An 18,043-nucleotide genomic window follows, 5' to 3' on the forward strand; every position below is an offset into this window, starting at 1 on the left:
CGTAAATATCTGAATATTCCTAAATTTGGCTGGGGCGGGAGGATTCGAACCTCCGCATGACGGTACCAAAAACCGTTGCCTTACCGCTTGGCGACGCCCCAGCAGAGCGCGGGTCTTTAGGCGGCGAAACGCGCGCTGAAAAGGGGTTTCGTCACGCGATCCGAACGTGCCAGCCATAAGGGTCGGGCGCCCGACCGAATTGCAGATCGACCAGCGCCTGGCGCAGCGCCTGGGTCGTCTGGCCCGGCGCGCCGGTGCCGATGGTGAAGCTGGTATCGCCGAGCGTCATCTTGCCGATCGCGGTCACCACCGCCGCGGTACCGCAGGCGAAGGCCTCGATCAGCCGCCCGCTCGCGGCGTCGGCCTGGGCCTGGTCGATCCCGTAGCGTTCCTCGCGCACCGTCAGCCCTCGGTCGCGCGCCAGGGTAATCAGCGAATCGCGGGTGATGCCGGGCAGGATCGTCCCCCCCAAGGGCGGGGTCAGCAGGCTGCCATCCTCGAACACGAAGAAAATGTTCATGCCGCCCAGTTCCTCGATCCAGCGGCGCTCGACCGCGTCGAGGAACAGCACCTGGTCATGCCCGCGCCGCGTCGCCTCGGCCTGGGCGATCAGGCTGGCGGCGTAATTGCCCCCGCATTTGGCGGCGCCCGTCCCGCCCGGCGCGGCGCGGGTATAGTCGGTCGACACCCACAGCGAGACCGCCGGCGCATCGCCCTTGAAATAGGCGCCGACCGAGGAGGCAATCACCGCGAAAATATATTCGGTCGCGGGTTTCACCCCCAGGAACACCTCGCTCGCGATGATGAACGGGCGCAGATAGAGCGCGCCATCGGCCTGGGGCGGAATCCAGTCGCGCTCGGCGCGGGTGAGCAGGGTCACCGCGTCGAGGAACAGCTGCTCGGGCAGCGGCACCATCGCCATGCGCTCGGCCGAGGCGTTCAGGCGGCGGGCATTGGCATCGGGGCGGAACAGCGCGGCGCCCCCGTCCGGCAGGCGATACGCCTTCATGCCTTCGAAGATTTCCTGCGCATAATGCAGCACCGCCGTCGCCGGATCGACCGTCAGCGGCGCGCGCGGGCAGAGCTGGGCATCGTGCCAGCCCGCCGCCTCGCTATAGCGGATCGTGACCATGTGATCGGTGAAGACGCGCCCGAAACCGGGATTTTCGAGCAGCGCCGCGCGGACGCCGGGCGCGGTCGGCGCGGGGTGCGGCACCTTCGCGAAGCCGGAGGGAAGAGCGAGCGGATCAAGCATTTCACACCCCGAGCAGCCGACAATCGCTTGACCCCTTAGGCAAAGCCGCCATGCTCGGCAACATGCCGCACACCGCCGCATCCGCCCTGTTCCTGCGCGAGGCCGAGCTGCGGCGCGGGATCGAACTGCTGGCTTTCGGCCATGCCGCGCTGCTGCGCGCCGGCGACGCGCGGCTCGCCGAGCTTGGCCTGGGGCGCGCCCATTCCCGCGCGCTTTACTTCATCGCCCGCGCGCCCGACGCGACCGTCACGCACCTCCTCGGACTGCTGGGGGTGACCAAGCAATCGTTCGGGCGGGTGCTGAACGAGCTCGTCGCGCGCGGGCTGGTCGAGAGCCGGCCGGGGCCGCGCGATCGGCGCGAGCGGCGGCTGCGCCTGACCGAGCCTGGCCGCGCGCTCGAGGCGGAACTGTTCGAGCTGATCCGCGCCCGGCTCGCCTCGGCTTATGCGGCGGCGGGCCAAGGCGCGGTCGGCGGCTTCTGGGCGGTGCTGGAGGAGCTGGTGCCGCCCGAGCAGAAACGGTTGCTGGCGAGCCTGGAATAGCCGCGCTGTTATCGGCAGCGCACCCGCCTGCCGCGCCATTCGCAGCGATCGACTCGCATCGGCAGCCGCACCAGCTGCTGCCCGCGGCGCGTGACACAAGTGAGTGTCACCGCGTCATCCCGCCGGGTCGCGCGCAAGTGGCGCCAGACCTGCCGATCGCCGCTGATCGTGTCGGGCACCAGTGTCGCCGGCGGGTCGCTGTTGCCGCGCGCGACCTCCACCCGGTCAACCGGCCCCGGACAGCCGAGCGCGGCGCTGGCGAGCATCAACCACATCATCCCCTCCCCCATTGCCTGCCCGTGCGGGCGACGCCATGCTGCCCACAGGCTTTAGGGGGATCAAGCATGAACAGCCCAATTCTGGCGCCGATGGTGGCGCTGATCTGCTGGACGCTGGTGATGTGGGTGTGGATGTACGCGACGCGCATCCCGGCGATGCTGCGCGCGCGGATCGACGGGCGCACGCTCGTCGGCAGCACCGGCGCGTCGCTGCGTGACGACATGATCACCGGCGGCGAGCGGCGGGCGACCTGGATTTCGGACAATTACAATCACCTGCACGAGCAGCCGACCTTGTTCTACGCGACCTGCGTCGTGCTCGCGCTGATCGGGCTGGGCTATGGCTTCAACCTCAGCCTCGCCTGGGCCTATGTCGCGCTGCGGGTGGCGCACAGCCTGGTGCAGGCGACCTTCAACCGGGTGATCGTGCGCTTCTCGATCTTCGTGCTGGCGAGCCTTTGCCTGTTCGCGCTCGCGATCCATGCGGGGCTGGGGTTGCTCCATGTGCATCCGCTGATCGGGCCGGGCAATTAGACACTCTTCCCCGATTGCTGGCACGCAGCGTTCAGCCGAACAACCGCCGCACGCTCTTGTCCAGCATCAGCAATTGCCACAGCGTCCGGCCATGGTCGGCACGGCCGGCGCGGTGGTCTTGCGCCAGGCGTTCGAGCGCGGCCGGCTCGAACCAGCTGCCGAGCACCGGCGAGCGCGCGAGCAGTGCCGCTTCATCGGCGAGCGTACCCCGAAACCAGGCGCTCACCGGCGTCACGAACCCCATTTTCGGGCGATAGAGAATGTCGCGCGGCAGATAGCGCTCCAGCGCGTGCTTCATCACCCATTTGCCCTGCCCGCCCCGCAGCCGCAGCGACGCCGGGAGCGTGGCGGCGAACTCGACCAGCCGGTAATCGAGCAGCGGCTCGCGCGCTTCCAGGCTCACCGCCATGCTGGTGCGGTCGATCTTGGTCAGGATGTCGCCGGGCAGCCAATGCTTGATGTCGGCATATTGCGCCGCGTCGAGCGGCTCGTCGGCGGGGGCGTTTCGCATCGCCTGCACGTAGCGCCCCTCGGCGCGGTAGCCGCCCAGCTGGCGCCGCGCGCCCTCGCGCCACAGCTGCGCGCGCAGCTCGGGCCGGGTGACCCCCACCGCGCGGGCATAGGCCTCCCCCGCTTCGGCGGCGAGGCCGAGCAGGGTGGTCTTGGCGCGCAGCGGGCGCGGCGCCCAGTCGGCCTTGGGATAAAGCGCCCCCAGCCGGCCGAACACGGGCGCGCGCAGCGCCTGCGGCAACAGCCCCCGCACCCGCTCCTCGGCGGCATGAAAGCGGTAGCGGCGATAGCCGGCAAACGCCTCGTCGGCGCCGTCGCCCGAGAGCGCGACCGTCACCTGCTCGCGCGCCAGCTCGCACACCCGGTAAGTGGCGAGCGCGGAGGCATCGGCGAAGGGCTCGTCGAACGCCGCGACCAGCGTATCGACCAGCGCGAAATCATCGGGGCTGACCAGGCGGGTGCGATGCTCGGTCGCGAAGCGTTCGGCGATGCGCGTCGCGTAGCTGCGCTCGTCATGGTCGGGCAGGTCAAAGCCGATCGTGCAGGTCTTCACCGCGCGGCGCGACGCCTCCGCCATCAGCGCGACCACGCCCGAGCTATCGACCCCGCCCGACAGGAACGCGCCGAGCGGCACATCGGCGATCATCCGCAGCCGCACCGCCGCGCGCATGTGTTCGAGCAGTTGCTCCTCGATCGCGGCGGGCTTGGCGCGGGTGCGGCGGCTGAAATCGAGATCCCACCATTGCCGCGGCGCCGGGATGGGCTTGCCGCGTTCGATCAGCAGGAAATGGCCGGCGGGCAGCTTCTTGACGCCGGCGACGAGGCAGGTGTCGTCGGGCACATAGCCGAACGCCAGAAAATCCTCGATCGCGGAAAGCTCGGGCGCGCGGCGTAGCAGCGGATGGGCGAGCAGCCCCTTCAGCTCCGACGCGAAGATCAGCGATCCGTCGCTCAGGGTGGCATAATGGAGCGGCTTCACCCCGAAGCGATCACGCGCCAGAAACAGGCTCTTCGCGCGATCGTCATAGAGCGCGAAGGCGAACATGCCGTTGAGCCGATCGAGCATCGCCGGCCCCCAGGCGGCCCAGCCGTGGAGCAGCACTTCGGTATCGCTGTTGGTGCGGAACACCGCGCCCTTCGCCGCCAGTTCGGCGCGAACCTCCTGGAAGTTATAGATTTCGCCGTTGAACGTCACCACCAGCGCACCGTCGTCGCTCAGCATCGGCTGCGCGCCACCGCCCAGATCGATGATCGCGAGCCGGCGATGCGCCAGGCCGATGCCCGGGGCGGTCCACACCCCCGATCCGTCAGGCCCGCGATGCGCCTGGGCATCGGCCATCGCGCGCAGCCGCGCGGGATCGACAGGCTTGGGGAAATCGGGGTGGAATACCCCGGCTATGCCGCACATCAGCGCGCTTCTGTCAGTCGATCGGCGACGGCGTCAAGCCGCCCGAGCGCGCGGGCGAACGCCGCCATGCCATCGCGCGCGCGCGGCCCTTGCGCCGACAAATGTAGCGCGACCGCCGCCTGCCGCCCGCCGAGCAGCCGCGCCTTGAGCGTCGCAAGCTTCACCCGCGCGGGACTGGCGGTGAGGGTGCCGCCCACCCGATACCAGCTCGCCACCAGCCGCTCGACCGGGCCGGGCGCGGTGATGCGGATCGTCGCGCCGCCCGCGATCGGCGCTTCGCTCGCCACCTTCACCCAGCGGTCATTCTCGGCGAGCGGGCCGATGCCGAAACCGATCAGCTCGGCGCCCTCGGCCTGCGCCGCATAGACGGCGATGGCGAGATCGACGTCATGGCCGCGCCCGTCGCTGTAGCGCCCGATCAGATAATGGTCGGCGCCCGGATAATGGGGCGACCAGGGGGCGGTGCGGCTCATCGCCACGCGCTGCCAGCCGGGCACGGCGGGAAGCGCGACGCGCACCGGCAGCACGTCGCGCCGCGCCGCGATCGCCTGCGCCCAGCTGGCGAAGCTCGCCGCGATCAACAGCGCGAGCGCGGCGGCGAGCCACGGCGTCGTGCGGCCCCAGCCGATCCGGGGCAGGGCGGCGCGGTCGATCCAGGCGCCATCGGGGTCGCGATCGAACCAGCGCCAGCCGATCGCCAGCACCGCCGCCATCACCAGCCCGAAGAACACCCAGCCATAAACGATATGGTCGAACCCCGTCGCCGCCTCCACCGAGGTGAGGTGCGCCGCATAGATCGTGCCGAACGCGCGCAGGCCGTTGGCGATCACCGGCACCACCAGCGATACCGCCAGGAACGCGAGCCGCCGCGACCAGCGCAGATAGCAGACATTGGCGACCAGCACCGCGAAGGCGACCATCGCCAGCACGAACTTGGCGCCCGAACACGCCTCGGCGACTTCGAAATAGCCGTTCGGGATGGTGATCAGCACCCCGTCCACCTGCGCCGGCACCCCCGCCAGATGGAGCAAGGGCAGCGTCATCGCGACTGTCACCGCCTGCAGCGGCGGCTCCAGACCCTCGCCGAACGGCACCAGAAAGAAGGCGTAAAGCAAGGGGAAGAGCAGCCCGCGCGCGATCGCGGGGCCGAGCAACGTCACCACCGCCCCCTGCAGCATCAGCACCAGCCCCAGATGCCGCGCGAGCGCGACGCCGGCGGCTGCCCCCGTCAGCCACGCCAGCCCGCCGAGCGCGACCAGCGCGAGCCCCGGCGCCCAGGCCATCGGCGTCAGCTCGGCGAGTTCGGCGCGGCGCAGCCACACCAGCCAGCCGATCACCGGCGCGATGAACAGGCAGTGGCCGAAGGTGGTGCTCGTCCAATAGAGCCGCGCGAGATCGGCGGTATCGCGCGCGAACAGCAGCAGCAGCGCGAAAGCGGTCGCGGCGAGCGCCGCGCCGTGGCGCGCCCAGGCCCCCTGCCCGCTATGCAACCGGCGATGATCGAGCGCGACCGTCACGCCGCGTGCCGCTGTTGGGGGCGCGGCGCGTCGATCAGCGCGTCGAGCGGGGCGAGCCGCGCGTCCCAGCCATAGCGCGCGATCACCCGCGCACGGGCGGCGCTGCCCAGCGCCGCCGCCTCGCCCGGATTGTCGAGCAGCGCGCCGATCGCCGCGCTCGTCTCGGCGGGCGAGGCGGCCACCCGCAGCGCCCCGTTATGGTCGATCCCCTCGGCGGCGGCGGGCGAGGCGACCACCGGCCGCGCCATCGCCATCGCCTCCAGCACCTTGTTCTGCACCCCGCGCGCGAGCTTCAGCGGCGCGACCGCGACCTGGGCGGCGGCGAGCCAGCCGCGCACATCCGCCACCTCCCCGGTCACCACCACGCCCGGCAACTGCTCCAGCGCGCGCACCGCCTCGGTCGGTGCGCGGCCGACGATCGCGAAGCGCAGATCGGGGTGGCGATGGCGCAGCAGCGGCATGACGTCTCTGGCGAACCAGCTCACCGCCTCGATATTGGGGCGGTAGTCCATTTGTCCGGTGAAGACGACGAGCGGACCCTGCCCATCGACCGTGGGAAAGGTGGCGGCGGGATCGAAGAAATCGGTGTCGATGCCGTTTTCGACCGCGTGGACGTGGCCCACCCCCGCCCGCGCGCGGAACAGCGCCGCCTCGGCCTCGCTCACGAACAGGCTCGCCTCGGCGCGGCCCGCGACATCGCGCTCGAAGGCGAACAGCAGCCGCCCCTCGCGCCGCATCATCGCCGCCTGCGCCCCGTGGCCGGCGCCATAGGCATCGAACTTCGCCGAATCCATGTCGACGAAATCCATGATCACGCGCGGGGCCGGCGTCGGCGGCAGATATTGCGCCATCTGGCCGGAAAAGACGTAGATCAGCTCGATCGGCCGGTCCGCGAGCAGCGACCGCACCGCCCGCGCCACCGCGTGCTGGTGGAACGCGGTGAGCGACACCGGCCGGCCCAACGCCAAGGCCTCCGCCGCCGCCCGCCAGCGCGGCTTGCCCCGCCAGAAGATTTGGGCGCTCGCCGCCACGTCGTCGGGGCCGCGCGCCTGGTCCAGATCGCGGCGATCATCGGCGAACGCGATCAGGTGGACGCGGTGGCGCCGGGCGAGGTGGCGGAGAATGTGATAGCCGCGGATCTTGTCGCCCCGGTTGGGCGGAAAAGGATGACGATGGGCGAGAAACAGGATCTCGCCCATCAGCCGAGCCCCCGCGCGATGGGCGGCCCGATCAGCCGGGTGAGCCAGAGCGGCAGCCGGCGCCACGCCGCGATCCGCGCCTGGTAGCGCGGGCTCATCGGGTTCACGTCGCGCGGCGCCTGGCCGGGCGCGTGGCGCTTGGCATAGCGCAAGGGCACGCCCTCGAACCCCCAATTCTTCTTATAGGCCGCAGGTCCCGAGCCGACCTTCGATCGCCCGAAATCAAAGCAGGTGCAGCCCCGCCGCCGGGCATGGCCCATCAGCTCGAAATAGAGCCGTTCATTGGCCCGCAGCGCCCGCGCCGCCGCCGTGCCGCCGCCCCAATAGGGATAGACGGTGCCGTTGAAATACAGGCTCAGCACGCTCGCCACCGGCTGGCCGCGATGGGTGATCGTCAGGATGTCGGCGTCGCACGCCGCCAGCACTTCGCGGAACAGGCGCGCGGGGAACACGGGGGTGCCGAGGTTGCGGACCATTTCGGCATAGACCGCGTAATGGTCGGCAAGCGCGTCCTCACGCCCGACATGCACTTCAAGCGCGTTGGCGAGGCCCTTGCGCACCTCGGCGCGGTGCTTGCGCGGGATCGCCAGCAGCTCGGCCTCGTCATCGGCGGCGAGCGGGCGGGCGAAGCCGAGATGGCTGCCGCTTTCCTGATGCCAGTGGCCGCCCTCGGGCAGGGCGCCGCCGCGCAGCTCGACGCTCGCGCAGGCATGGCGCTCGGCGAGCCGCCACGCGGCGTCGGCGAGCAGCGGTATGGCCGCCGGTTCCTCGGCCAAAATTCCGCCATCGACCGCGAACCCCGCCGAGACCATCGCCGCGCCGAACAATGGCGATCGCACCTCCGTCAACGGGAGTATCGCCGCCAGGCTGCCATTGGCGCGCTCGGCGACCAGGCAATGGGCATATTGGCCGCAACCCCGCGCGACCGCCCGGTTCCACGCCGGCAGATGAAAGGGCGTCGCGTCAGGATGCGCGCGCACGAACCCCTCGATCCGCCGCGCCTCGCCCGGATCGGCGAGATCGGCCGCGCGCAGCGCGAGCGGCGGGCGGAGCAGCGGCAGCGTCATGCCAGCGCGGCGGCCGCCTGCGCGACCACCGCGTCGGTCCGCCCCCAGGGATGCGCCGCGAGCAGCCGCCGGAGCTTGCCCGCCATCGCGCCGAGCCGGGGATAATGGCGCAGCTTCGATCGGAGCGGCGCATTGGCGACGCGCGGCTGGCCGGGATCGACTTCCCAGGGGTGGAAATAGAATAGCATCGGCTGGCCGGCGGCGTTGGCGGCGCGCACCGCGCGGTCCATGATCGCATTGGGCAGCAGCCGGAAGAACCCCCCGCCCGAGGTCAACTCGCGCCCGGCGACGCGCATCACCGTCATCGGCAGTTCGATCAGCGGGCTGTCGGGCAGCGGGCGATAGGCGCGGCGCGGCGCGGTCGCCCAGCCATAATGATCATGCGCGAGCGGGGCGACGCTCGACGAATAGGCATAGCCCGCTTCGGCCAGGATCGGGTGCGCCCAGGGGGTGCGCGCGTCGATCGAGAAATTGGGCGCGCGATAGGCGGTGATCGCGATCCCGCCGGCATCCTCCAGCACCTTGCGCGCCCGGGCGATGTCGGCGCGGAACTGATCGGGGGTGAAGCCGTGGACGCGGGCATGGCCATAGCCATGGCTGGCCAGCTCGTGCCCCTCCGCCACGATCCGGCGCATCAGCGCGGGAAAGCGCTCGGCCACCCAGCCGAGAGTGAAGAACGTGGCATGGACGCCCGCCTCCCCGAACAGATCGAGCACCCGCTGGGTATTGGCCTCGACCCGGGGGGCGAAGCTGTCCCAATCGGCACGGTCGATCACCTTTTCGAACGCGCCGACCTGGAACCAGTCCTCGACATCGATCGACATGGCGTTCAGCACCGGGCGGATCGGCGCGTGCAGCATGGCTCAGCCCCGCAAGGACGAGATGTCGGGCCGCTGGCTGTCGCCCTCGATCCAGTCGATCAGCAGCGTCAGGATACGCCGCAGTGCCGCGTCCTGCTCGTCGGTCCGCGCTTCGAGCGCGGCGATGCGCGCGGCGAGCGTCGGGTCGATCCGCGGCTCCGGCTCGGGCTCGGGCGTCGGCGCCGGGACGAGCGGGGTCGGTTCGGCATCGGCCACCGGCTCGGGCGCGCGGCGCAGCGGCAATGGCGCGGGGGCATCGAACCAATCGGGATCGCCAAGGCTCGGCGGCGCGATCGGCGCGGGGACCGGCGCCGCGGGTTCGACCGGCGCGGGCGCGACCACCGCTTCGGGCGCAGCCGCCGGCGCGGTCCGGCTCGGCGGTTGCGGCAGCGGAGTCGGGTCGATCTCGAACCAATCGGCCTTGGCCGGCATCGGCGCGGCCGGCCCGAACCAGTCGGGCTCGCCAAGCGACGCCGGCGCGGGGCGCGGCGCGGGCTCGGAAGGCGCCACGGGCTGAGGCGGCGCGGGTTGGGGCGGCGCGGCCTGAACGGGCACCGCCGCCGCATCGCCGGCAAGATCGGCGATCACCGTCTCCACCGCGGCACTGTCGATCACCGCCAGCCCCTCGATCGCGCCATAGAGCATCACCCGGCCGGCGAGCTGGTTCAGCCGGCGCGGCACCCCGCCCGATCCGGCATAGAGCGCGGCGAAGGCATCGGCCGTGAAGCGCGGGCGATCGCTCCACCCCACCAGCTTCAGCCGGTGGCGCATATAGGGTTCGATCTCCGCCGGGGTCATCGGCTCCAGATGATGCGTCGCGATCACGCGCTGGCGCAGCTGCTCCAGCCGATCATTGCCGTACAGCCGCTCGCGAAATTCGGGCTGGCCGAGCAGGAAGATCTGCAGCAGCGCATGGCCGCCGGCCTGGAAGTTGGAGAGCATTCGCAGCTCTTCCAGGCTGGCGACGGGCAGCGCCTGCGCCTCGTCGACGATCAGCAGCGTGCGCCGGCCGCTGCGGGCGACGGCATGAAGCGCGCGCTCGATCCGTTCCAGCAATTGCGCCTTGGGCAGGCCAGCGGTGTCGATCTCCAGCCCCGTCGCGACCAGGCGGAGCAGATCGTCGGCCTCGATCTGGGTCGAGACGATCTTGATCGCGTGCAGCCGCTCGCGGTCGATCGTCGCCATCAAATGGCCGACAAGCGTCGTCTTGCCGGCGCCGATGTCGCCGGTCACGACGATGAAGCCTTCGCCCTGGCTCAGGCCATAGCCCAGATAGGCCATCGCCTTGCGGTGCGTGGCCGATTCGAACCAGAAGCGCGGATCGGGGGTCAGCTGGAAGGGCCGGCCACTCAATCCATAATGCTCGTCGTACATCTGCCCTCCGGCCGGTCTGCCCGGCTCTTTAGAAACTATAGCGCGCGCCCAGCAGCGCCTGAAGCGAGGTTACGTCGCCGAACCCGTCCTGGCCGCTATTATAGATGCCCAGCGCGGCGACCGCCCCCAGTCGCCCGAAGCGCCGGGTGAGCGCGGTCGTCGCCCCCACGCCATAGACCCGGGGCGCACCGATGATGCCGCTGCGGAAGTAATTGGCGAAGACATTGGCGTCGATCGTCGTCTTGGCGTCGAGCTGGCGCTGGACATAGGCCTGCAGATAGACGCTCTCGTCCTGCAGCCCCGCCACCACGACGCCGGTGCCGCCATTGGGCGCGACATAGCGGCGATTGGCATAGCCAAAGCCCAGCCCATAGGCCCAGCGCCCGCGATTAACCGAGACCACCGCGTCGATCCCGCGCGCGCGATAGGCGCTGGTCTGCGCCGATTGCAGCGCGCCGTTCAGGCAATTGCCCGCCGCCCCGCCCTGCGGCCCGAACACGCAGCCGTTGAAATCCTGCCCGAACGGATTGGTCTGGGTATTGAACGCGGTCGGCGCGGCGGCGAGCCCGCCCTGCACCTGGCGGCCAAAGGTCTGGATGCCGTCATAACCCGACACCCGCACCGCGACATTCTTGCTCGGCTGGTAAGTGAACTGGCCGATCGCGGTGAAGCTGCCGTAACGCTCGCCGGCATGAACCTCTAGCTGCGTGCGCGGGCTCGGCCGCCAGATGAAGCCGCCGTCATAATAGACGCCGCTGAAGTCATAGGCGACGCGGCGCAGCCCGGCGGGGTCGATCTGGAAGCGACCACGCGCGTCGCGCACCGGCTGGCCGGTCGCGTCGAGCAGGATGTCGCGCTGGCTGACCTGGATATTCTCATAGCCCGCGCCCGCCGTCAGCGCGAGCGTGGGGAGCACCGGCCACACCACGTCGCCGCGGCCATATTTGCCGTCATAACGCTGGCGCAGCTGCCCCGCATCGTCGCGCGCCCAGGCACCCGACACGGTGACGCCCACCGGCAGATAGACATTCGCCGGCAAGCTGACGCTGCCCACCGCCAGATGGCTCGTCGAATCGTCGAACACGTCGAGCGGCGGCTGGCCGGGCAGCGGGCTGGCGATGCTCGGCCCCTGGAACTTGGTATAGCCGAAGCGGTACTGCGCCGAGACGCTGAGCGGCCCCGCCGTCGTCGCGAAGGTCGGGCCGGCATACACCGCGTAGAGCTGGCCGACATTGGCGACATTGCCCGTCAGCACCCCCGGCGCGGACCCGCGAATGTCGCTGCGGGTCCGCGTCGCGAGCGCGCCCGCCTCGATCGTCAGCGGCCGCGCGACCTGCACCGCCCCGCGCAACAGGCCGGTATGGATGTCCACATCCTCCAGCCGCCCGTCATAGGGAATGCGCCGCTCGTAGCGATAGCTCGCCTGCACGTGCACCCGCCGCGTCTGGACATTGGCGTCGATCCCGGCGGCGACGGTGGTGTAGGTGAGCGTGTCGTCGAAATCGGTGGTCACGACCTGCCCGAGTTCGATGTACGGCGTGATCTGGCGGCTGTTCTGCGCCGCGGCGGGGCTCGCCGCGGCCAGGATGCCGAACGTCAGGAGCGCGGCGCGCATCAGGCGTCCTCCATTCCATAATAGCCGAAGCGGCGCGGCCCGGCGGTGAAGGTGACGGCGTTGAGCAGCAGGCTGATCGAGGGGCAGCCGTCGAGCAGCGCCACCGCCTCGCGCAGATCGGTCTCGCCGGTGCGATCGGCGCGGGCGACGAGCACCACCTGCCCCACTTGCAGCGCAAGCGCCGCCGCCGCGCTCGCGGCGAGCGTGGGCGGCGAATCGAGAATGATCAGCCGCTGCGGATCGGCGGCGAGCAGCGCGTCGAGCAGTTCGCCCAGCCGCGCGCTCGCCAGCAATTCGGTATCGGCGTTGCTGCGCGCGCCGGCGCCCAGCACCGACAGCGTGCCGAGATCGGTCGGCACGATCAGCCCCTCGATCGCGAGCCGGGGATCGGCCAGCGCGTCGAGCAGCCCCGGCCCTTCCTTCAGCCCCAGCCGGCCGAGCACATCGGGCTTGGCGACATCGGCGTCGATCAGCAGCACCGCGCCCTCGCGCTCGGCGGCGAGCGACAGCGCGAGGTTCATCGCGCAGAAGGTCTTGCCCTCATTCTGGTGCGGCGAGGTGACGAGCACGAGGCGTGAGCGATCGCCCACCTTCCCCGCCAGCGCGCGGGCGTTGAGCAGCAATTGCCGCTTGGCGAGCCGCATCTCCTCGGCGAGCGGGGTCACCGCGCCGCCGGGCACGATCAGCCCCGCCGCTTCGATCACCGCGCGGTCGATCGGCACGCGCACCGGCGCCTCGACCGGCGGGACGAAGCGCACCGGGGCGGACTCGGTCGCCGGCGCCGGCGCCACGGCGGGCGCCGCCACCGGCGGCATGGCTTCACGGGCGCGGAACGCCTCGCCAAAGTCATAGACCGTCGCGGCGCGTTCGAGCAGCGATCCCCGGCTCATGCCGCCATCCCCCGTTGAATGAATTCGACCCCGATCAGCGCGACATAGGCGACCACCAGCCCCGCCCCGCCGCCGGCGAAATAGAGCAGCCGCTGGCGGCGCAGCGTGCGCTGTGCCTCGGTCACCACTTCGCTCAGCGCGCCGATCACCGGCATCCCGGTCGCCTTTTCGAGCCGGCGCGGAGTCGGGAACGTCGTCTTGAGCTGCCCCGCCGCGAACGCCGCGCCGATGCCGACGATCAGCCCGGCGATCAGCACCGCCGTCAGCAGCATCGGCCGGTTGGGCGCGCTGGGGGTGCGCGGCGCGCTCGGCGGATCGACCACGGTGAACTTGATCGCGCCCTGCTGGTTCTGCACCTGCCCGCGCAGCTTGATCTCCTCGCGGTCGGCGAGCATCTTGTCGTACTGGTCCTTCAGCACCTGATAATCGCGCTCGATCTGGCCCTGTTCGGCGGCGACATCGGGATCGCCCGACAGCTTGGCCTGGAGCTGGTTGAGATCGTTCTGCAACTGCGCCTTGCGCGCGCCGAGCGCGGCGACTTGTGCCTGCTTTTCGGCCTGGGCGGGCTTGAGCGCGGCGAACACCGGGTTCGCCTGCGCCGCCGTGCCGGGCTGGAGCGGCTCGTTGCGCGCCGCCGCCAGCGCGAGCGCGAGCTGCGCGTTGAGCGCCTTCACATCGGGATGCTCGTCGGTCCAGCCGCGCGCGCGCGCCTCGGCGAGCTGGCCCTGGATCGCGTTCACCCGCGCCCGCGCCGGCCCCGCGACCCCGGGCGCCCCGCCCCCGGTCGTGGCGCCCGCGCCCGCGAGCTGACCGTTGATCATCGCCAGACTCGATTGCGCCGCCGCCAGATCGCTTTCCACCTGCGCCAGCTGGCTGCGCGCGCTCGCCAGCCGGTCGGTGAGCGAGCCTGTGCCCGGCAGGCTCGCCAGATAGCGGTTCTGGAAATCGGCCTTCTTCGTCTCCAGCGCCTGCAACTGCTGCTGGCGCTGCCCCAGCTGACCATCGAGGAAAGCGAGCGTGCTGCTCGTCTCGTCGCGGTCGCCCTGGAGATTCTCTTCGATGAAGATGTCGATCGTCTTCTGGACGATCTGCTTGGCGAGCTTGGGGCTGTTCGCGCTCGCGCTGATCTCGAACAGATTGTCCTGCTGCGCGACGACCTTGATCGCGTTCTGCAGGCCCGCGACACGGTCTTGCACATCACGCTCGGTCGCGACCGTGTTGGCGAGATCGGTGCCGCGCACCACCTTCGCCAGATTGACCGCCGAGGTCAGCGTCTGGCGCACTCGGTCGATGCCCTTGGCCTGTTCATCGGGGGTGATGCCGATCTTGCCGGGCAGGATCGACTGGACGATCACCGAGACGCGCGCCTTGGCGGCATAGCTCGCCGGGATTTGCGCGACGACGAACCAGCCGAGCACGCACACGCCCCACGCCACCGCCAGCGCCAGCCAGCGCCTGGCCCAGATGCCGTGGAGCGCGATCCGCAATTCGTCGTAAAGGCCGTTCACCCCCCGCGCCCCCTTAGAACATGCTTTCGGGGATGATGATCACGTCCCCCGGCTGCAGGCGGACATTGGCGCGCGAATCGCCGTTCTTGAGCAGGTTCGACAGGCGCAGCGCATATTCGCGCTGCTTGCCGCTGCCCCGGTCATAACGGATCAGCCGGGCGCGATTGCCGGCGGCATATTGGTTGAGCCCACCGACCGCGATCATCGCGTCGAGCACGGTCATGTTCGCGCGATAGGGGATCGCCGCCGGCTTCTCGGTCGCGCCGACGATGCGGACCTGCTGGCTAAAGGTGCCCGCGAAATTCTCGACGATCACCGAGACGATCGGATCCTTGATATACTCACCCAGCGCCAGCTTCATGTCGTCGGCCAGCATCGCCGGGGTCTTGCCGACGGCGGGCATGTCGTTGATCAGCGGCGTGGTGATGCGGCCATCGGGGCGCACCTGCACCTTCGCGCTCAGCTCCGGATTGCGCCACACGAAGATGTTGAGCTGATCGAGCGGGCCGATCACATATTCCTCGCCCGGCACTTCCTGGGTCGCGACATAGCTCGCCGGGGGCAGTTCGGGACGGGCGCCGGTGGTGCACGAGGCCGGCACCAGCAGCGGCAGCGTGACGATGACGATCGGCAGACGCATTTTCTCAACCTCCAGCGGTCGCCGGACACGCTCGCGCGTGCCGGACGGGCAGCTTTCGGCATGGGCTATGCGCTTAAGAGGTGAAGATAGCGTTAGGAACGTTGGCCGCGCCGGCCACGATTTCGGGCGGATTTGCATGGCCCAGGAAGGCGTTGGGGCTCGCCGAGCGGCCATAGGCGCCCGCCAGGAACAGCGCGATCACGTCGCCGATCCGGGCCTCGGGCAGCGCGACCTGATCGCCCAGCCGATCGAGCGGGGTGCAGAGGCAGCCGACAACATTCACCGTCTCATCAGCCGCCGCCCCCATTCTATTTGCGACGACGATCGGGTAGTTGCGCTGCACCACCGTGCCGAAATTGCCGCTCGCCGCGAGCTGATGGTGGAGCCCGCCATCGGTGACGAGGAAGACCTGCCCGCCGCTCTCCTTGCGATCGACGATCCGCGTCAGATAGACGCCACATTCGCCCACCAGCCAGCGGCCAAGCTCGATCGCGAAGCGGGTATCGGCGAGCACCGCGTCGCGTTGGTCCAGCGCGTCCCCCAGCGCCGCGCCGACCGCCACGACATCGAGCGGCGCGTCGCCCGGGAAATAGGGAATCCCGAAGCCGCCCCCCAGATTGACCAGCGGCGGCGTGGCGCCACTCTCGCGCGCCAGCCGCGCCGCGAGCGCCACGGTCTGCGCCTGCGCCTCGATGATCGCGCGGGCATCAAGCGCCTGCGATCCCCCGAAAATGTGGAAGCCGCGCCACTCGGCGCCCGCCGCGATCAGCCGCCGGACCAGCGCGGGCACGCGGACCGCGTCGATGCCGAACGGCGAGGGTCGCCCGCCCATTTTCATCCCGCTGCCGCGCAGCTCGAAATCGGGGTTCACCCGCACCGCGAGCCTTGGCCGCACCCCCAGGCGCTCGGCGATGGCGAGCGCGCGGGCGGCCTCGCCCTCGCTTTCCAGATTGACCGTCACCCCCGCGCCGATCGCCGCTTCGAGTTCGGCGTCGCGCTTGCCGGGTCCGGCGAAGCTCACCGGCTGGCCGGGCGCCTGCTCCCGCACCAGCGCGAGTTCGCCCGACGAGGCGATGTCGAGCCCATCGACCAAAGGTGCGATCGCGCGTACCAAAGGCGGGCACGGGTTCGCCTTCACGGCATAATGCACCCCGAGCCCCGCCGGCATCGCCGCGCGCAAGGCCGCGATCCGCGCGGCGACGATGCCGGCATCATAGACGAACAACGGCGTCGTCCCGGCAAGCGCGATCCAATGATCGAACGGTTCGCCCGCGATCATCAGCACGCCCTGTTGCGCCGCGAACTCGCGCGGGAGCGGGCCGGTGGGTTTCATGGCGTCACTTCCCGCTTCAGCGCCGCGCGATCGAGCTTGCCATTGGCATTGCGCGGCAGCGCCGCGCGCCACTCGAACCGCGCGGGCTGCATGAAATTGGGGAGCAACCCCTTCAGCCGCGCGCGCAACGCACCCTCGCGCGCCGGATCGCCGCGCAGCACGACCAGGATCGCCTGCCCCAGTCGCTCGTCGGGCACGCCGATCGCGACCGCTTCGGCCGCCTCGCCGCCTGCGACAACGGCTTCCTCGATCTCGCTCGGGCTGATGCGGTTGCCCGCGCTCTTGATCATCTCGTCCTCGCGCCCGACGAAGCGGAGCAGGCCGTCCGCCCCCGCGACCACGGTATCGCCCGACCAGACCGCCACGCCCTGATGCTCGGCGAAGCTCGGCGCGGGGCGGAAGCGTTCGGCGGTACGCTCGGGATCGCGCCAATAGCCTTGGGCGACGAGCGGGCCGGCATGGACCAATTCGCCCGCCTCGCCCGGCGCGGCGCGGCTGCCATCGGGGCGGACCACCATCACCTCGGCGAAGGGGATCGCCCGCCCGATCGCCTCGGGGTGCGCGTCGACCAACGCGGGGTCGAGATAGGTCGAGCGGAACGCCTCGGTCAGGCCATACATCGCGTAAAGGTCCGCGCCCGGAAAGCGCGCGCGCAGCCCGCGCACCAGCCGTTCGCCCAGCGCGCCGCCCGAATTGGTAAGCCGCTTGAGCTTGCCCGCGATCTCGGGCGGCCATTCGGCCTCGAGCAGTTGCACCCAAAGCGGCGGCACCCCGGCGAGGGTGGTGGCGTCATGCCGATCGACCGCCTTCACGACATCGCGCGCGGTGAGATAGTCGAGCGGGATCACCCGGCCTCCGGCTGCCCAGGTGGAGAGCAACTGGTTCTGCCCATAATCGAAGCTGAACGGCAGCACCGCGAGCACGCGGTCGGCCGGCGTGAGCTTCAGATAATGCGCGACGCCGATCGCGCCGAGCCAAAGATTGGCATGGCTCAGCATCACCCCCTTGGGCCGCCCGGTCGAGCCGCTGGTATAGAGGATCGCGGCGAGGCTCCGCGGATCGGCGGTGCTGGGGGGGAGCGGGTCGGCGCCGCCGGTCTCGTCCTCCAGCACCACGCGCGCCTCGGCGCGATCACCCGTCTCCAACGTCGCGGCTCGCGCGGGCTGGGTGATGAGCAGCCGCGCGCCGCTATCGGCCAGGATATGCGCGACCTGCGCGCGCTTGAGCAGCGGGTTGATCGGGACATGCACCAGCCCGGCGCGCGCGGCGGCGAGCGGCATCAGGCAGGCGATGCGGGTTTTCGGGAGCCAGGTCGCGATCCGGTCGCCTGGCGTCAGGGCTTGCGCCAACAGCCAGGCCGCGAGTTCGCCAACGGCGCGCTCCAACCCGGCGTAGGTCAGCGTGCCGCCGCGGTCCTCCAACGCGATCGCCTCGGACGCGACACGCGCGCAGAGGTGATCGAGCGGGCGCGGCACGGGATCGGGCGGTACCATGCCGCCTTGATAGCGGCGCG

16 protein-coding genes and 1 tRNA gene are annotated in these 18,043 nt (G+C 70.6%); 2 read left to right on the forward strand and 15 right to left on the reverse strand.

Translation table 11 applies throughout. The features are described 5' to 3' along the window. Window positions 1-26 precede the first annotated feature (26 nt). Window positions 27-101, reverse strand: a tRNA-Gln gene (locus K2X73_RS09250). Between the two features lie 50 nt (window positions 102-151). Beyond that, window positions 152-1,255 (reverse strand): branched-chain amino acid aminotransferase, encoded by a 1,104-nt coding sequence (locus tag K2X73_RS09255; protein WP_294110158.1) that lies wholly within the window; start codon window positions 1,253-1,255, stop codon window positions 152-154. 62 nt (window positions 1,256-1,317) lie between these two features. Here K2X73_RS09255 and K2X73_RS09260 point away from each other — a divergent pair, with 62 nt between their 5' ends. Then, window positions 1,318-1,797: a helix-turn-helix domain-containing protein gene (locus tag K2X73_RS09260; RefSeq protein WP_294110160.1), complete on the forward strand. Its 480-nt coding sequence runs from the start codon at window positions 1,318-1,320 to the stop codon at window positions 1,795-1,797. A gap of 8 nt (window positions 1,798-1,805) precedes the next feature. Here the strand turns inward: K2X73_RS09260 and K2X73_RS09265 are convergent, their stop codons facing one another. Beyond that, complete coding sequence (locus tag K2X73_RS09265; protein WP_294110162.1) at window positions 1,806-2,072, reverse strand: hypothetical protein; 267 nt, start codon at window positions 2,070-2,072, stop codon at window positions 1,806-1,808. A gap of 69 nt (window positions 2,073-2,141) precedes the next feature. On the opposite strand from K2X73_RS09265, the gene K2X73_RS09270 reads away from it, so the two are divergent. Then, window positions 2,142-2,609: an MAPEG family protein gene (locus K2X73_RS09270; protein WP_294110164.1), complete on the forward strand. Its 468-nt coding sequence runs from the start codon at window positions 2,142-2,144 to the stop codon at window positions 2,607-2,609. Window positions 2,610-2,640: 31 nt separating this feature from the next. On the opposite strand, the gene K2X73_RS09275 is transcribed toward K2X73_RS09270, so the two are convergent. The 12 genes from K2X73_RS09275 to K2X73_RS09330 form a co-directional block, all read right to left on the reverse strand. After that, window positions 2,641-4,527 carry an XrtA/PEP-CTERM system amidotransferase gene (locus K2X73_RS09275; protein WP_294110166.1) on the reverse strand — a complete coding sequence of 629 codons (1,887 nt, stop codon included), beginning with the start codon at window positions 4,525-4,527 and terminating at the stop codon, window positions 2,641-2,643. After that, window positions 4,527-6,044, reverse strand: a complete 1,518-nt coding sequence (xrtA, locus tag K2X73_RS09280; RefSeq protein WP_294110167.1) for an exosortase A — start codon at window positions 6,042-6,044, stop codon at window positions 4,527-4,529. Before xrtA ends, K2X73_RS09275 begins: the two co-directional genes overlap by 1 nt. Next, the gene (locus K2X73_RS09285; protein WP_294110168.1) at window positions 6,041-7,243 is read right to left on the reverse strand and encodes a TIGR03087 family PEP-CTERM/XrtA system glycosyltransferase; all 1,203 of its coding nucleotides are present in this window, start codon (window positions 7,241-7,243) and stop codon (window positions 6,041-6,043) included. Before K2X73_RS09285 ends, xrtA begins: the two co-directional genes overlap by 4 nt. Beyond that, the gene (locus K2X73_RS09290; RefSeq protein WP_294110169.1) at window positions 7,243-8,310 is read right to left on the reverse strand and encodes a FemAB family XrtA/PEP-CTERM system-associated protein; all 1,068 of its coding nucleotides are present in this window, start codon (window positions 8,308-8,310) and stop codon (window positions 7,243-7,245) included. The genes K2X73_RS09285 and K2X73_RS09290 overlap by 1 nt, the downstream gene beginning before the upstream one ends. Then, window positions 8,307-9,170 carry an XrtA system polysaccharide deacetylase gene (locus tag K2X73_RS09295; protein WP_294110171.1) on the reverse strand — a complete coding sequence of 288 codons (864 nt, stop codon included), beginning with the start codon at window positions 9,168-9,170 and terminating at the stop codon, window positions 8,307-8,309. Before K2X73_RS09295 ends, K2X73_RS09290 begins: the two co-directional genes overlap by 4 nt. Window positions 9,171-9,173: 3 nt before the next feature. Continuing rightward, window positions 9,174-10,544: an AAA family ATPase gene (locus K2X73_RS09300; RefSeq protein ID WP_294110173.1), complete on the reverse strand. Its 1,371-nt coding sequence runs from the start codon at window positions 10,542-10,544 to the stop codon at window positions 9,174-9,176. 28 nt (window positions 10,545-10,572) lie between these two features. Then, complete coding sequence (locus K2X73_RS09305; protein ID WP_294110175.1) at window positions 10,573-12,159, reverse strand: hypothetical protein; 1,587 nt, start codon at window positions 12,157-12,159, stop codon at window positions 10,573-10,575. Next, complete coding sequence (locus tag K2X73_RS09310) at window positions 12,159-13,049, reverse strand: exopolysaccharide biosynthesis protein (protein WP_294110177.1); 891 nt, start codon at window positions 13,047-13,049, stop codon at window positions 12,159-12,161. The genes K2X73_RS09305 and K2X73_RS09310 overlap by 1 nt, the downstream gene beginning before the upstream one ends. Further along, complete coding sequence (locus tag K2X73_RS09315) at window positions 13,046-14,557, reverse strand: XrtA system polysaccharide chain length determinant (RefSeq protein ID WP_294110179.1); 1,512 nt, start codon at window positions 14,555-14,557, stop codon at window positions 13,046-13,048. The genes K2X73_RS09310 and K2X73_RS09315 overlap by 4 nt, the downstream gene beginning before the upstream one ends. Window positions 14,558-14,570: 13 nt before the next feature. Further along, on the reverse strand, window positions 14,571-15,197 hold the full coding sequence (locus K2X73_RS09320) for an XrtA/PEP-CTERM system exopolysaccharide export protein (RefSeq protein ID WP_294110180.1): 627 nt from the start codon (window positions 15,195-15,197) through the stop codon (window positions 14,571-14,573). Window positions 15,198-15,270: 73 nt separating this feature from the next. Next, complete coding sequence (locus K2X73_RS09325) at window positions 15,271-16,530, reverse strand: pyridoxal-dependent decarboxylase, exosortase A system-associated (protein WP_294110182.1); 1,260 nt, start codon at window positions 16,528-16,530, stop codon at window positions 15,271-15,273. Beyond that, window positions 16,527-18,023, reverse strand: coding sequence for an acyl-CoA ligase (AMP-forming), exosortase A system-associated (locus K2X73_RS09330; protein WP_294110184.1), 1,497 nt, complete (start codon window positions 18,021-18,023; stop codon window positions 16,527-16,529). The genes K2X73_RS09325 and K2X73_RS09330 overlap by 4 nt, the downstream gene beginning before the upstream one ends. Window positions 18,024-18,043: the final 20 nt, after the last annotated feature.

The sequence above is a fragment of the Sphingomonas sp. genome (assembly GCF_019746665.1).
Taxonomy (GTDB): domain Bacteria; phylum Pseudomonadota; class Alphaproteobacteria; order Sphingomonadales; family Sphingomonadaceae; genus Sphingomonas.